This window comes from Ornithinibacillus liuyingii (assembly GCF_055550225.1).
This window is the reverse complement of the sequence record NZ_JBPWOS010000004.1, coordinates 301,218-316,573: the sequence shown is the minus strand read 5'-3', so window position 1 is coordinate 316,573 and position 15,356 is coordinate 301,218. Positions and strand designations below refer to the sequence as shown.

The following is a 15,356-nucleotide window of genomic DNA, read 5'->3' as shown; positions in this document are numbered from 1 at the left end:
TCACCCCGAAGGGATCAATTAATTTCACTCGCTCGACTTGCATGTATTAGGCACGCCGCCAGCGTTCGTCCTGAGCCAAGATCAAACTCTCCAAAAAAGTTTGTCTATGATTGACACCAATCAATCATAGGTAATTCTTAGCAAAGAAGCTGCTAGCTTCTGTAATTCTTTAATAGAAAAAACAGGGAATGTTTCTTCTTGACATACTGGTTGTTTTGTTCAGTTTTCAAGGAGCAAATCTTTATCGCCGTTTTAACAACAGCTTTTATATATTATCACGTTGACAGCATTATGTCAACAACTTTTTCCAAGAAGTTTTTCGCTTTCTTGACTCGCTTTTCAAATCAGCGACTTTAATAATATATCATGTTTGCATTTATAATGTCAAACACTTTTTTTAATTTGTTTTCAGTCATCTGTCGCTAAATGATTCATGTCATTTGAGCAACGGATATAACTTTACCATGTATATCAACCTAAGTCAACACTATTTTTCAACTTTTATTTAATGTCGTTTAATATCAACCATTACTAATGTATTCTATTCATATCTAGGCTATCGTGTGCAATGAACCTTTCATATACTATGTCCATATTAAAGGAAAACAATTCTATTGTTTATAAAAAAATGCTATACTACACATATATAATAAGGAGGACACATTTGTATGGCTCAACTAGTTTATTCGAGTAAAATCAATAAAATCCGTTCCTTTGCCCTAATACTTATATTTGCGGGAATTGGCTTTATGTACATAGGTTTGTTAGTAAAGAAGATTGATTGGTTAATGGCTATATTCTTTCTTATAGGCGTCATCTCCATTGTATTGAGTACAGTAGTATACTTCTGGATAGGGATGCTCTCAACAAAAGCAGTTCCAATTATATGTCCAAGCTGTGAGAAGCCTACCAAAATGCTAGGACGTGTTGATGCATGTATGCATTGCAAACAACCGCTAACATTAGATAAAGATCTCGAAGGTAAGGAATTTGATGAAAAATACAATTCCCGAAAATACCAAAGAGAACAGAAGAAAAATAATAACACCAAATAGCATCTGCCTATCGGTAGATGTTATTTTTTTAGGAATGAGCAAAGTAATACATCTTTTCCCCTCCGCACCTAAAATACTTATGCAACTTTACAAGTAGCCTGAGTTATATAGAAATAATCAATATGTAATTCACATTCCTACATATAATCACAAAAAGAAAAGCGATGTTTTTTAGAAATGAGGAATTTCATTGGTACTTATAATAGATAATTATGATTCTTTTACATTTAATTTAGTTCAATATATAGACCAGCTAAATCAAGAGACTATTGTTGTTCGAAATGATGAAATAACATTAGACATTATCCAGACTCTTCAACCATCTCATATATTACTTTCACCTGGTCCTGGCAATCCCAGTAATGCTGGGATATGTTTAGATATTGTCAAGGAGCTGTATCAAGACTATCCAATTCTCGGTGTTTGCTTAGGTCATCAGATTATAGCAGAAGCATTTGGAGGGAATGTAATTAAGGCGAGCGAGCCTACACATGGTAAGATATCTTCTATTAAGCATGATGGAAAAGGAATTTTTAAAGATTTAGCAAACCCTGTACAAATTACAAGATATCATTCTCTTATAGTAGATAAAAACAGCTTTCCACAATGCCTAGAAATAAGTGCCTATACGGAAGCTGGTGATATTGCCGCGTTAAGACATAAACAATATCCGATAGAAGGGATTCAAGGTCATCCAGAATCTATTCTTTCCGAAAGTGGCCTAGCATTATTAGATAATTTTTTCAGTTCTAAGAGGAGCGTAATGAATGAATAAACATAAACCCTTCCTTCATTTTGATTTTAATGGAACTTCTACTACTTTTGAAAACCCTGTTGAGATTATAACGACTGATGAGATTGATCAAGTTGTTCCTAGTTTAGCGAAGATTCAAGATGCTATTCATAATGGCTATTATGCTGCTGGCTATGTATCCTACGAGGCAGCACCAGCCTTTGAACAATCCATGAAAGTATTTGATACAAATCGTATGCCACTCTTATGGTTTGGAATATATGAAGGTACTAGTAACATAGCTAACAAATCAATTGGATCCTTCTATACTACAGATTGGAAGCCCAATACTTCTACGGAGGAATACAACCGTTCTATCAACCAAATCAAAACACATATTGAGTACGGAGAAACCTATCAAGTTAATTACACGATCCGTATGGATGCCGATTTTCATGGGGATCCCTTTGCTTATTACCAACAACTGGCTAGTTCACAATCCGCCAATTATAGCGCATATTTAGATATAGAGGGTTTTAGTGTATTATCCGCTTCCCCGGAGTTGTTTTTCCATCTTAAAGAGGGAAAAATTACAACGAAGCCAATGAAAGGAACGATTGGTAGAGGGAACACTATAATAGAAGACCAAGAAAATGCCAAATGGCTTTCTCAGTCAGAGAAGAATCGGACTGAGAATGTTATGATTGTTGATCTACTACGAAATGACTTAGGTAAATTAGCAAAGCCTGGCTCAGTAAAGGTACCGGAACTATTTACTATCGAGAAATATCCGACCGTATTTCAAATGACTTCTACTGTAACAGGGGAAATTGATAATGAGATAGGGATTGTAGATATATTCAACGCATTATTTCCATGTGGTTCGATTACGGGTGCACCTAAGATCAGTACGATGAATATTATTCATGATCAAGAAACTACTCCGCGCGAGGTTTACTGTGGAGCAATTGGATTTATAACTCCGGAACAAGAAGCAATTTTCAATGTCCCAATCCGAACCGTAGTCATTGACGATAATGGCCAGGCTACATATGGTGTTGGTGGCGGAATTACTTGGGACTCTAAGGAAGATGAAGAGTATAATGAAGTATTAACTAAAGCAAAGGTACTGTCTAATGCAAATAACGATTTCCAGCTCATAGAAACGATTGGTTTATTCGATGGGGATTATCTTGTTTTGGATAATCATTTACGAAGGCTTCAGCGCTCCGCTTCCTATTTTAAATTTCAATTCAACCAGGAGCAGCTAATGGAAATGCTCCATGACATTGCCAATAGACATCCAGATGGGAACTTTAGGGTACGAGTTTTACTTTATCCAAACGGAGAGTTAGCCGTAGATGTCACTAAGGAAGAGGCTGTTGTTAACGACGGGAAACCTGTTTCATTAGCGAAACATGCGGCATTCCAGGATGATATTTTTCTTTATCATAAAACAACCAATCGTATCGTTTACGAAAAACTTCTGGGTGAGGTAGATGATGTGTTTGATGTTTTATTATGGAATGAACATCATGAGATAACAGAATTCACCCGTGGTAATGTCGTCGTCGAACTTGCAGGAAAGCTATACACACCACCTGTACAGTCTGGTCTATTAGCTGGAACTTATCGAGAAAAACTACTGAATGAAGGAACAATCTCAGAACGAGTTATTCGCATAGAGGAACTTTCTAATTGTAGTAAGATTTGGTTTATCAATAGTGTAAGGCAATGGGTATTAGTCCATTTAGCATAAAAATAACCCTGCTACCATCATTGGAGCAGGGCTATTCATTACATTAATGTTTATGTCCTTTTTGCTGTTTACACTCTTCACAAGTTCCATATACTTCCATTCGGTGATGACTAACTTCAAATCCGGTCACTTTTGCTGCTAAGGATTCTACTTCATCTAATGATGGATAATGAAAGTCGACGATTTTTCCACATGACTCACAAATAATATGGTAATGATCGGTTAAATTAATTTCGAACCTACTCGAGGAATCGCCGTATGTTAGTTCACGAACCAATCCGTTTTCACGTAGTACACGTAAATTGTTATATACTGTTGCTACACTCATATTAGGGAATTTTCCTTCTAGTGCTTTATATATATCATCGGCTGTTGGGTGAATAACTGAGTTCATTAGATAATCAAGCACCGCATGACGTTGTGGTGTAATACGTACCCCTGACTCTTTCAATGCAACAATTGCTTTTTGAAGTCTATTTTCTGACACGTCATGCACCTCGCTTTCGTGAGAATTTCTAAGTCTGATACAATTATTATATTATAATATTTATAATTAGTGTACGCCTATCCATTCAGTCTTGTCAATATTAGTATATTGTAATGGATAAATATTATAACTTAGTTGCCCGTGTCTCAAACAGAAATGCATAGACAATGAATTAGATAATATAAAAATCTAAGATGTTGTTAGTGCTTCTTACTCGCTCTGGAATATAATGTGCCAATATAATTTAGTAGCAATAAATTACACTTCCGTATTCAGCGGTAACTCTTCCCCACCTAATTCTTTATTCACATATCTAGCTGCGACAAATAAATAATCAGATAATCGATTTAAATAGGATACAACTAAAGGATTAGCTAATTCGTCTACCAGACCAACTGCTAGTCTCTCGGCTCGACGTGTTACAGTTCTTGCCACATGGAGTGCACTTGATGCACGGTGGCCTGACGGTAGAATAAATTGCTTTAAGGCATCTAAATGCTGATCCCACTCGTCAATTTGCTTTTCTAGCTCTTCAATATGCTCTTTCTTAAGCTTCCATGCTACTTCCTTATCCGGTGGTGTTGCTAATTCTGCACCAACATGGAAAAGAATCGTTTGAACCCGGTGCATTTGCTCTAGAAAACTAGCCCTCCCTTCCCAGCTCTCTCCTTCTAGTAGACTGGATGCAAGACCAATCATGGAATTGGCTTCATCACAAGTTCCGTATGCTTCTACCCGAAGATCATTCTTTGGCACTCTTTTTCCATATACTAATGAAGTTAAGCCCTTATCACCTGATCTTGTATAAATTCGCATTTTAATACCCCCTAGATGGATCAACTTTATTAACGTAGTCACTTTCACCGTTCAGTAGTTTATCTAGGTTTTCCTGGAATATCGCTAATGCTCGAACCATATAGTTTGGTGACTGTCCAGAGATATGTGGTGTTACCGTAATATTTGGTTCTGCCCATAACGGACTATCTTCTGGAAGAGGTTCCTGCTCAAAAACATCTAATACCGCATGGGCAATTTGCTGCTCTTTAACAGCTTGTAACAAGGTTTCCGTTCTAACAAGGTCACCTCTACCTATATTAATAAAAACAGCATCATGTTTCATCAGAATAAAATGCTCTTCTGTTAATAGGTATCTTGTTTCTGCAGTACTTGGTAAGACTGAGACAATGAAATCTGCGCTTGGTAGTACCTCTTTAATCGCTTTGATTGTATATACTTGATCAAAATGCTCTACTAGTCTTCCACTACGAGAAACACCAATTGTCGTCATCTGGAAGGCTTTTGCAAGTCTTGCTACTTCCTGTCCAATTGCTCCCGTGCCTAAGACGAGAAGTGTTTGCCCTGTTATTTCCTTCATGCGTACTGATTTATCCCATTTATGATTTTTTTCATTTTCCATTAGCGTTTTTTCTTGTCTATACACTTGTAGCATCATAGAAAGACTATATTCGGCCATCTGAGTTTTATGAATACCGCGAGCGTTTGTAATCAGAATTCCCCTATCTTCTATTTGCTGAAAAGGTAATTGCTCTACACCAGCTGAAAGCACCATGATCCACTTTAGTTGTGCAGCCCTTTCTAGTTTCGACTCATCTACATCATCACCATATGTTACTAGTACAGAAGCCTTCTCTAAATGTTGCTCCGCTTCTTCCATACCTGTTGTAAAAATAAACTCCACGTTCGGATAGCTCTCTACCAATGTGTGCTGATGTTTTTCTGAAATACTTGTTGAGAAAAGAATAACCAAGCTAAATTCCCCCTTTATAATAACTATTAATCCCTATCTCCATAATAAACACATTAGAAAGATTGAACAACTTAAATCAGAAAAGCTTCGTGCGCTCGGAGCTAGACGCTTTGATTTGATACGTTCCTATCTGTCAAAAAAAGCCAGATCCCAACTATGAGATACTGGCTACGCAATATTAGTCTTTCTTTTTAAACAAACGTTTGATAGATTGAAAGAAAATCATGGCATCTAGCTTAAAGGAGCAGTTCTGCGTATAGTATAGATCATATCTTATTTTCAAACCGTGCTTTTCATTGGTAGCTCCTTTTATTTGAGCATAGCCGGTCAATCCAGGTCGAACTTTAAGACGCTTCATCTGCTGGCGGTTGTAATAATCAACTATTTCTGGTCGCTCTGGGCTTGGTCCTACTAGACTCATATCCCCTCGAATTACATTAATCAATTGCGGTAATTTATCTAAATGATACTTACTTAACCACAGTCCTGTACTCGTGTACGTAACATGTTTATCCCGGATTATCTTAAAGTAATTCGGTACGCCGTTATCCCAGGAGCTTGGAAATGGATATGGCGGAAGCTGGCGAATGACCTTGGATCCGTTTGTCATCGTACGGAAGGACCACATGACAAACGTCCGATTATTTTTCCCTACTCGTACTTCTCGATTGAAAATAGGCTTCCCTTCTTTTTTCGCTATTCGTATACAAATGTATAAGAATAGAGGTAAAAAAAAGAGAAATAGAATGGTACACACGATCATATCTGATAGTCTTTTAAGAAAGAAATAAAGATTGATATGGATGAAATAATTTGTTTTCGTTTTGGCAGACTCTAGCATCTTCTGATCATACCTTTCTTTACATTGTACAAATCCTATTACTAAATACGTATTCAAAGCGTTAGGCTTATATAACTATGTAATAGAAAAGTAATATAATCAGTCTTCAAATTTTGGTAACGATAAATCACCTGAAAATGATGATACACAAAGGGGACACATACTTAGATTCTACTAAAATATGTGTCCCCTTATACGATTATACTAAATTATCACGAATAAAGTTCAGTGCATCTTCCACATGACCATCCACTTTCACTTTACGATACTCTTTCTGAAGTTTACCTTCTTTATCAAGAATGAAAGTGGAGCGCTCTACACCATAATACTCTCTACCAAAGTTCTTTTTGAGCTTCCATACATCATATGCTTCTGCTACCTTATGATCCTCATCAGCTAAAAGTAAAAATGGTAGTTCGTGCTTTGTTTTAAATTTTTGATGACTTGCAACTGGATCTGGACTAACACCCACGATTACAGCATCAAGCTCTTTAAAGCTTTCATGATTATCACGAAAATCACAAGCCTCTGTTGTACATCCTGGTGTCATGTCCTTCGGATAAAAATATAACACAACATGCTTTCCTTTTAAATCCTCTAAACGAACTTCTTCTCCTTCTTGGTTAGGAAGGGCAAAGGAAGGGGCAGGTTTTCCTATTTCTAACGTCATTTATAAAACCTCCAAAACTTTAATTCACCTTCACTATAACATTACGATAAGTGGAATGCTATTCTCTTGCCCGCTCCTGATTAGAATTGACAAAATGAATTACAAATGCTGTCGGTAAAATATAGCCAATTAATGCTTCAATTAACGCAAGTAATCTTCCAATACCAATCGGGGTAATATCACCATAACCAATCGTCAACATCGTAACACCACTAAAATACATCGAATGTATCAAAGATCCAATTGGACTGACCTTCCTTAATTCCCCACCTTCAACCAAGTAAATCCCTTCAAAGGAAAGGATAAAATAAATTAAACCAAATCCAATTATGACAATCGTATAGGTAATCACTAAAGAAGTGAACATTTCAATGGAAAAGCTCCGCTCCTTTATTCGGAATCCCATGATTTCCTTTTCTCCTATAACAAATCCATAGATACTTTTAGCAATAATGAAGCTTACAACGATTACCAATAACCATGGTAGTATACTCATACAATCTCCCTCTTCTTTTATAAGCATTACTACATAATATGCTAGTAGTTCCGAGGGCTTGTCATTTTATTTTCAAGTTGAATGCGATACAATAAGTAACGTGAAATAAAGCTAGCATGCTTTTTACATAGGAGGAAAATGATGAACTTTACTAAATCTGAAGCACTTCATGAAGAAGCGCAACAACATATTGTTGGTGGAGTAAATTCACCATCTCGAGCTTATAAAGCGGTTGGAGGTGGATCGCCTGTCTATATGGAACGTGCTAAGGGAGCATATTTCTGGGACGTTGATGGCAATAAGTATATTGACTATTTAGCAGCTTATGGCCCGATTATTACTGGTCATGCACATCCACATATTACAGAAGCTATTAAAAAGGCAGCGGAAAATGGGGTACTATACGGCACACCTACTCCATTAGAAAATCAGTTTGCCAAAATGTTAAAAGAAGCCATTCCATCATTGGAAAAGGTTCGCTTCACTAATTCTGGTACAGAGGCTGTCATGACAACTATTCGGGTAGCTAGAGCATACACTGGTCGTACGAAAGTGATTAAATTTGCAGGGAGCTATCATGGCCACTTTGATGCTGTACTTGTACAAGCTGGTTCAGGCCCATCAACCTTAGGCACACCAGACTCTGCTGGTATTCCTGTATCGGTTGCACAAGATGTGATAACAGTTCCGTTTAATGATATTGATGCTTATAAGGATGCGTTGGATAAATGGGGCGATCAGCTGGCTTGTGTTCTAGTGGAACCAATTGTAGGGAACTTCGGTATCGTTGAGCCGAAAGAAGGGTTCTTACAAGCAGTAAATGAGCTAACCCACGAGGCTGGAGCACTTGTCATTTATGATGAAGTAATCACTGCTTTTCGCTTTACCTATGGAAGTGCACAACAGGTCTATGGTATTGAACCAGATATGACAGCAATGGGTAAAATTATCGGTGGCGGACTACCAATTGGAGCCTATGGTGGTCGTAAGGATATTATGGAACAAGTTGCACCACTGGGGCCTGCCTATCAAGCTGGTACAATGGCAGGAAACCCAGCTTCCATGTCAGCAGGAATTGCTTGTTTAGAAGTTTTAAAACAAGATGGTGTTTATGAAAGATTGGACATGCTTGGTGCCCGCCTAGAAAAAGGGATACTAGAAAAAGCACAACAATTTGGAATGACACTTTCCATTAATAGGCTACGTGGTGCTTTAACTGTGTACTTTGGAAGTACGGATACAATAACTGATTATGAGGGCGCAGAAGCGAGTGATGGCGAACAATTCGCTACGTTCTTTAAACTAATGCTGAACCAAGGAATCAACCTTGCTCCATCGAAATATGAAGCTTGGTTTATTACAACAGAGCATACAGAAGCTGATATCGATCAAACAATTGAAGCAGTGGGGAATGCCTTTAAAGAAATGGCTTCTAACTAATCCCAAAAACACTTGTGATAAATTTATCACAAGTGTTTTTTCATATTCCAATATGGTATAATTTTCTAAAAGAGTGGGGTGCTTTCAATGTATTTCCTTCAGAAATCTTTAGCAACAGTATTCAGTGCATTAATTATTGGATTACTTTTCTTTGACTACTTCTTCATTGCTTTTCTTATCTCCCTTCCGATCTTTCTAATAGCTGGAGGCATATGCTCCTACATTGTCGATGTATACCTACTTGAGAAATTAAAGATAAGTAGCTTACTACAAGAATATTTTCTATCGATTATTGTTTATACATTAGGCGGTATCGTTACCATGTTTATCTTCTCTTTTAGTCAAGGTAGCATCTCAAGCAGTACCATTTTACCAACTGTACTAATAGGAATCGTTCCTGCCTTTATTTATTTCCATCTTAGCTTTTTATTTAGCTTAGTGATATCTCGTAAAACAAAGATCATTGATTAATACATGCGGAGGAAACAAAATGAAATCAAGAAGGCAGTTAATAAAAGGCGGAATTATTCTCCTATTTTTTTTCGTGCTCGTTTTTGGAAGTTTGAAGCATTCAACTGTACACCATTTTCCAGTTCCAATAATTGCACAGGTTGATAAGAAGTACAGTGACCATGAAATTTCTTTCAATTTCATCGGAATAAATACACTTTATGTAGAACATGTAAAACTGTTTGGCTGGAAGCAAGTGGATCAAATGGGGGCTATGAGAATTTACGAAAAAGATGGTCATACAGTTGCCTTAACTACTTTTAAAGATGGATTTTATATTGAAGCCAACGAGTAACATTATAGTGCTCTTACACATTTTACGTTAAAAACAAAGCCACCAATAACATCATCCGTGATTTATTGGTGGCTTTTCATTATTCTTCCTGTTGTCGCTTATGAGCTAAATATATTCGTTTCGAAATTAAGGTCTGTATAATCACGATGGCTCCTCCAACTGTCCAATACAATGGTAAAGCAGCTAGCGTATTTAGCGAAATAATTCCAATCATAATTGGTGATATCAATCCGATTAATGCCATCTGCTTTTTCATCTTTGGATCAAGTCCAATTTGTGACACCTTATACTGAATGAAGTAAACCAATACAGCGATGGCAACCATGATGAAATCCGTTTCTCCTAAGTTAAACCATAGGAATGAATGAGTTGCTATTTCTGGTGTTTGGCGAATAGCATAGTAGAATCCAATTAGAAATGGAAGCTGAATAAGCATCGGTAAGCAACCACTAAAAGACGCAAGTGGATTGAAATTATACTTTTGATAGAGCTGCATCATTTCTAGTTGAAGCTTTCTTTGTGATTCAGGGTCTTTTTTATCTTTATATTTAGCCTGAATCTCTTCCATCTCAGGCTTGAGAATTTTCATTTTATCTTGCATTTGCATACTATTCTTTGTTTGTTTAATCATAAATGGCATAATGACTATTCGAATTAATACGGTGATGATAATAATAGAAAGACCGTAATTATCATGAAAGAATACTGCAATAGATTTAATTAAAGTAGAAAAGCTGTCTACAAAAAAGTGATTAAACCATCCTGTTGACTCGGATGAACTATTCCCAGAACATCCAGCTAGAAATATTATGAGTAAAATGCCTCCGAAAAGGCTGATTTTCTTAAAGTTAGTGAATACAGATTGTTTTTCCATTGAGCTCCTCCTCGTTTTTTAACAAATTTATAAAAAGAGGAAAGAGCTCCTTCTTCATCATCATCTGGTACTTCGATTCGTTTCGTAATAATCGCTAACCAATTACGCCTCTCTACAATTTCATTCACTTGATGAAGTACAGGCTCAAAATTACCATATAATCGGTAGTGGTCTCTTATATCCACCTGCTTATTGAAAAAGAATTCAAATTCAGGGAACCAACGAATAACATATATAGCGGAAAGTAATACACTTACATATAGATAAAATGGTGAAAAATCACCAAAGAATTCAAATAGAAAATCTAGTACCATCTGTATTCACCCCCTTCACCATACTTCTATTTCATACGTATGATACGCTTAAAAAGTTTCTCTTTCTAGGAACAATTATTTCCATTAGTCATCAAAGTGTTGTACTTGATACAAATCATAATAACTTCCCTTTGATTTCATAAGTTCAGTATGCGATCCTACTTCCGTTATTTCCCCATTTTCGATTACGACAATTCTATCCGCATGAGTAATAGTTGCCAGTCGGTGGGCAACTATAAACGTTGTTCGATCGGAGGCTAATTTTTCCATCGCTTCCTGTATCGTATGCTCACTCTCTAAATCTAGCGCAGAAGTCGCTTCATCAAAGATAAGGATTGGTGGATTCTTCAAGAAAACACGTGCAATTGCTATACGCTGCTTTTGTCCTCCAGATAGCTTCACACCACGCTCACCTACTAATGTATCATATCCTTGTGGTAGTTCCATAATGAAATCATGGGCATTGGCAGCTATTGCCGCTTCCTTAACCTCTTCATCTGTTGCATGCGGGTTCCCCATACGAATATTCCTAGCTACCGTATCCCCAAATAATATATTATCCTGAAGTACCATACCGATATTGTTACGAAGTGTTCTTGCTTCATAGTCACGGATATCGATTCCATCCACTTTTATCGATCCTCCGGTTACATCATAAAAACGGGGAATCAAACTGATTAATGTTGATTTACCTCCACCACTCATACCGACAAGGGCAATTGTTTCACCTTGGTGAACCTTCAAGTTAATATTCTTCAGCACAGTACTTTCATCGTCATATTGGAAGGACACTTGATCAAACTCAATATCGCCATGAACACGACCTGCTTTGACTGCATTTGGTTTATTGACAATATCATACTTTTCATTCATAAATTCAAATACACGGTCGATAGAAGCAATCGATTGGATAAGTACAGTAGATGAGTTTATCAATCTACGTAATGGACTATAGACCCTTTCTAAATAAGCAAAAAATGCTACCATGGTACCTAATGTTAAATTACCTACGATTACCTGATAACCCGAATAGGTTATTACTAATAACGGCGCTAAATCGGTTATTGTATTGGTTACGGCGAAGGTCTTAGCATTCCAAGTCGTATGCTCTAATGCTTTATTTAAAAACTTACTATTTTCTTTATCAAATTCTTTCTGCTCATATTCCTCTAATGCAAAGCTTCGGGTAACCGGAACACCCTGCACTCTCTCGTGTAAATGCCCTTGTACCTCTGCTAATGCTTGAGAACGTTCCCTTGTCAGGCGACGTAATTTCCCATAAAAATATTTAATGGAAAAGCCAAATATCGGGAATAAAATAATCGAAACTATCGTTAAACCAACATCCATCGATAACATAATACCAATGGCAATAAATATTGTTATCAGATCAAGCCATATATTCATTAAACCCGTGATAACGAAATTCTTTGTTTGTTCGACATCATTTATTACCCGGGAAATTATTTCGCCGGTTTTTGTCGTAGAATAGTATCTTAAGCTCAATTTTTGCAAGTGGTCGAATAGCTTATCTCTTATATCATAAAGTATTTTATTCCCTACCCACTGGGCAAGGTATTGACGATAATATTCAATTGGTGGACGTAGAACAAGAAAAATGACAAATGCTCCACCCATAATCCAGAAGAGGTTGGTAAGCTTTTCATCAGTCCCCCATGTCTCATGACCAATAATGTCATCAATGACATATTTCATGATTAATGGAATTAATAGTGGTATTACAAATTTCACAATCCCAATAACGATGGTAACGATAATTTTCCATTTATATGGTTTAACATATTCCATGAATTGTTTTATACTGCTCATAAAACATCAACTTTCTGTTTATTTTTTTCTAGAATTATTGTTCTCTAACTTCTGATGTGAAAAACGGAATACAATAGTATTTTTTATGTCGCATGGCACGATTATTATGCTTTCCCTATAAAAAAAAGCAAAACCCTTGCTACACATGTAACAAGGTTATCATGACCTATTTGCACTTGAAATCTACTTAAAATCTATATGTAAGAAAACGTTCGTACCATTGATCAACAAAACCAGGTGAAAACGGGCCTTTTCTCTGCTGAATCCAATGCTGTAGTTCTGCCATATTATTGTATAAAATTCGGTCTAATACTCCAGGATAATTCATTTCATCCCTATGAAGTTGATATTCATCTTCATCTAATAAATCAAACGTCATATCTGGATAGACCTTTAAATCCAAATCATAATCAATATACTTTATTGCATTTTCTTCATAAACAAATGGAGAGCTAATATTACAATAATAATGGATACCATCGTCACGAAGCATACCGATTATATTAAACCAATGCTTGGAATGGAAGTAACATATAGCAGGCTCTCTTGTAATCCAGGTACGCCCATCACTTTCTAACACATTTGTCTTATCATTAGCCCCGATTACAACCTGTTCCGTTCCCTTCAACACAATCGTGCTTTCCCAAACACGATGCAAGTTGCCATTATGTTTATAGCTTTGAATTTTTAAATCTGTACCAGCCCTCGGAGCTACCATCTAATCCCTTCCCATTCTAATTACTTAAACCATTATATAAATTACTTACACATCCTATAAATCGACAATTTGTCTAACTTTTTCTATCTATTATAAGGGGTGTCAAATAAAATATAAAGCATTAAGCAATGTGATAAGCAAAAAGAAGAGCCTCCGGGAGAAAGGAAGCTCTTCATTACTTCGAGGGTAGTCGTTATTTTTTATTAGCTTGAGATTGTTGATTTTGCTGTCTAACTTCTTGAGCATTTGTTTCAGAAGCAAATTCTGTACCAAATTGTCCTTGACCTGCTTTAGATTGCGCGTTTTGCTGTTTTACTTCTTGTACATTAGTACCAGAAACAGTTTTGTTAGGATTTTTAGCCATTATTATCACCTCCAACAATAAATACTATTTCCAGATAGAAGCGTAATTATGAAGGTAATTCAATAGTATATTTTGGAAGTTTTTCTCCAGTATATTTCTTATAAAAACTGCATCATCTTTTGATGAGAAACTGGGAATGGATAATTTCCTAACTCTGCTTCATCAACAAACGTGAGACTGGTAACCTGTTCTGCCTGCTCCATTAAGACTGCTGGATATATACCAAGCTCCCATGTTAAATGTGAAAATACATGCTTAAATTCCCCTTGTTTCTTTCCTAATTTAACTCTTACCCCATAATGGGCATAGAACCAATTTTCTAGTAATTCCATTTCAAGCTCTTGCAATGGAACCATCGGGAATTGCCAAAGATTAGCCAATAAGCCTTCTTCCGGTCGTTGCTCGATGGCAACTTTACCTTCTTCATTTCGTAGTAATAATACTGCATATGGCATTTTTTTATTCTTTTTAGCTTTTGTTTTTATCGGTAATTGTTGCTCAATGCCTAGTTTAAATGCTTCACAGTGCTCTTGTACGGGACATACTAAACACGCAGGGGATTTTGGGGTGCAAATGGTTGCTCCAAGATCCATAATTGCTTGGTTAAAGGATGAGGGATCCTCATGTGAGATAACTTCTCCTGTAACCGATTCAAATAATTTCTTTGTTTTAGGTAAAGCTATATCATCATCAATATTTAATACTCGAGAGAACACACGCATGACATTTCCATCAACTGCAGGTTCTGGTTGATTATAGGCAATAGAAAGGATTGCGCCCTTTGTATAAGATCCTATTCCCTTTAATCCTTCTAATTGCTTCGGATCATCAGGAACTGTCCCGCCGTAATTTTCCACTACTTCGCGCACTGCATGTTGTAAATTACGGGCACGGGAGTAGTACCCTAATCCTTCCCAAGCCTTTAATACGGCCTGTTCTTCAGCAGCTGCTAGATCATATACTGTAGGAAATTTTTCAATAAAATTATTAAAATACGGGATAACTGTATCCACTTTTGTTTGTTGTAGCATAATTTCTGATACCCACACTTTATAGGGGTCTTGATCCTGTCGCCATGGTAAGTCTCGCTTGTTTGTATAATACCAAGTTAAAAGATCATTTTGAAATGCAGAAATATTAAAATTCTGTAACGGATTATCCTGAACTGTCATATAACCACTTCCTTTATGGTACACTAAAAA

General features: G+C 36.6%; 18 protein-coding genes and 1 rRNA gene. 6 read left to right on the top strand and 13 right to left on the bottom strand.

Annotated elements, in window-relative coordinates; genetic code table 11:
- Positions 1-97: ribosomal RNA gene (locus tag ACSKT4_RS07690) — 16S ribosomal RNA — on the bottom strand; the annotation flags it as partial.
- Between the two features lie 571 nt (positions 98-668).
- Between ACSKT4_RS07690 and ACSKT4_RS07685 the strand changes: the two genes are divergently transcribed.
- The 3 genes from ACSKT4_RS07685 (at position 669) to pabB (ending at position 3,547) form a co-directional block, all read left to right on the top strand.
- On the top strand, positions 669-1,055 hold the full coding sequence (locus ACSKT4_RS07685) for a YgzB family protein (RefSeq protein ID WP_186868831.1): 387 nt from the start codon (positions 669-671) through the stop codon (positions 1,053-1,055).
- A 190-nt stretch (positions 1,056-1,245) separates the two neighbouring features.
- Entirely contained in the window at positions 1,246-1,830 is a 585-nt protein-coding gene (locus tag ACSKT4_RS07680; RefSeq protein WP_186868832.1) for an anthranilate synthase component II, read from the top strand.
- Positions 1,823-3,547 carry an aminodeoxychorismate synthase component I gene (gene pabB / locus ACSKT4_RS07675; RefSeq protein WP_465823128.1) on the top strand — a complete coding sequence of 575 codons (1,725 nt, stop codon included), beginning with the start codon at positions 1,823-1,825 and terminating at the stop codon, positions 3,545-3,547. The genes ACSKT4_RS07680 and pabB overlap by 8 nt, the downstream gene beginning before the upstream one ends.
- A 43-nt stretch (positions 3,548-3,590) precedes the next feature.
- Here the strand turns inward: pabB and perR are convergent, their stop codons facing one another.
- The 6 genes from perR to ACSKT4_RS07645 form a co-directional block, all read right to left on the bottom strand.
- Positions 3,591-4,034, bottom strand: coding sequence for a peroxide-responsive transcriptional repressor PerR (gene perR / locus ACSKT4_RS07670; protein ID WP_186868834.1), 444 nt, complete (start codon positions 4,032-4,034; stop codon positions 3,591-3,593).
- Between the two features lie 258 nt (positions 4,035-4,292).
- Entirely contained in the window at positions 4,293-4,850 is a 558-nt protein-coding gene (locus ACSKT4_RS07665; RefSeq protein ID WP_186868835.1) for a cob(I)yrinic acid a,c-diamide adenosyltransferase, read from the bottom strand.
- Between the two features lies 1 nt (position 4,851).
- A complete protein-coding gene (locus tag ACSKT4_RS07660) occupies positions 4,852-5,802 on the bottom strand; it encodes a D-2-hydroxyacid dehydrogenase (RefSeq protein ID WP_186868836.1) in 951 nt (316 codons plus the stop codon).
- A 178-nt stretch (positions 5,803-5,980) separates the two neighbouring features.
- On the bottom strand, positions 5,981-6,643 hold the full coding sequence (locus tag ACSKT4_RS07655; protein WP_186868837.1) for a sugar transferase: 663 nt from the start codon (positions 6,641-6,643) through the stop codon (positions 5,981-5,983).
- A gap of 199 nt (positions 6,644-6,842) precedes the next feature.
- Positions 6,843-7,313 (bottom strand): thioredoxin-dependent thiol peroxidase, encoded by a 471-nt coding sequence (gene bcp / locus ACSKT4_RS07650; RefSeq protein WP_186868838.1) that lies wholly within the window; start codon positions 7,311-7,313, stop codon positions 6,843-6,845.
- A 58-nt stretch (positions 7,314-7,371) separates the two neighbouring features.
- Positions 7,372-7,809, bottom strand: a complete 438-nt coding sequence (locus ACSKT4_RS07645) for a potassium channel family protein (RefSeq protein ID WP_186868839.1) — start codon at positions 7,807-7,809, stop codon at positions 7,372-7,374.
- Between the two features lie 141 nt (positions 7,810-7,950).
- Here ACSKT4_RS07645 and ACSKT4_RS07640 point away from each other — a divergent pair, with 141 nt between their 5' ends.
- The 3 genes from ACSKT4_RS07640 to ACSKT4_RS07630 all read left to right on the top strand — a co-directional run bounded on the left by ACSKT4_RS07640 (position 7,951) and on the right by ACSKT4_RS07630 (position 10,054).
- On the top strand, positions 7,951-9,249 hold the full coding sequence (locus tag ACSKT4_RS07640) for a glutamate-1-semialdehyde 2,1-aminomutase (protein WP_186868840.1): 1,299 nt from the start codon (positions 7,951-7,953) through the stop codon (positions 9,247-9,249).
- An 87-nt stretch (positions 9,250-9,336) separates the two neighbouring features.
- Positions 9,337-9,720, top strand: coding sequence for a hypothetical protein (locus ACSKT4_RS07635; RefSeq protein ID WP_186868841.1), 384 nt, complete (start codon positions 9,337-9,339; stop codon positions 9,718-9,720).
- Positions 9,721-9,739: 19 nt separating this feature from the next.
- Positions 9,740-10,054 (top strand): hypothetical protein, encoded by a 315-nt coding sequence (locus ACSKT4_RS07630; protein WP_186868842.1) that lies wholly within the window; start codon positions 9,740-9,742, stop codon positions 10,052-10,054.
- Between the two features lie 79 nt (positions 10,055-10,133).
- On the opposite strand, the gene yidC is transcribed toward ACSKT4_RS07630, so the two are convergent.
- The 6 genes from yidC to mutY form a co-directional block, all read right to left on the bottom strand.
- A complete protein-coding gene (gene yidC / locus ACSKT4_RS07625) occupies positions 10,134-10,928 on the bottom strand; it encodes a membrane protein insertase YidC (RefSeq protein ID WP_186868843.1) in 795 nt (264 codons plus the stop codon).
- Positions 10,862-11,242 (bottom strand): hypothetical protein, encoded by a 381-nt coding sequence (locus ACSKT4_RS07620; RefSeq protein ID WP_186868844.1) that lies wholly within the window; start codon positions 11,240-11,242, stop codon positions 10,862-10,864. The genes yidC and ACSKT4_RS07620 overlap by 67 nt, the downstream gene beginning before the upstream one ends.
- A gap of 84 nt (positions 11,243-11,326) precedes the next feature.
- Positions 11,327-13,072 (bottom strand): ABC transporter ATP-binding protein, encoded by a 1,746-nt coding sequence (locus ACSKT4_RS07615; RefSeq protein WP_186868845.1) that lies wholly within the window; start codon positions 13,070-13,072, stop codon positions 11,327-11,329.
- Between the two features lie 187 nt (positions 13,073-13,259).
- Entirely contained in the window at positions 13,260-13,790 is a 531-nt protein-coding gene (gene ntdP / locus ACSKT4_RS07610; RefSeq protein ID WP_186868846.1) for a nucleoside tri-diphosphate phosphatase, read from the bottom strand.
- Between the two features lie 193 nt (positions 13,791-13,983).
- Positions 13,984-14,154, bottom strand: coding sequence for a gamma-type small acid-soluble spore protein (locus ACSKT4_RS07605; RefSeq protein WP_186868847.1), 171 nt, complete (start codon positions 14,152-14,154; stop codon positions 13,984-13,986).
- A gap of 98 nt (positions 14,155-14,252) precedes the next feature.
- Positions 14,253-15,326 carry an A/G-specific adenine glycosylase gene (mutY, locus tag ACSKT4_RS07600; RefSeq protein ID WP_186868848.1) on the bottom strand — a complete coding sequence of 358 codons (1,074 nt, stop codon included), beginning with the start codon at positions 15,324-15,326 and terminating at the stop codon, positions 14,253-14,255.
- Positions 15,327-15,356 lie beyond the last annotated feature (30 nt).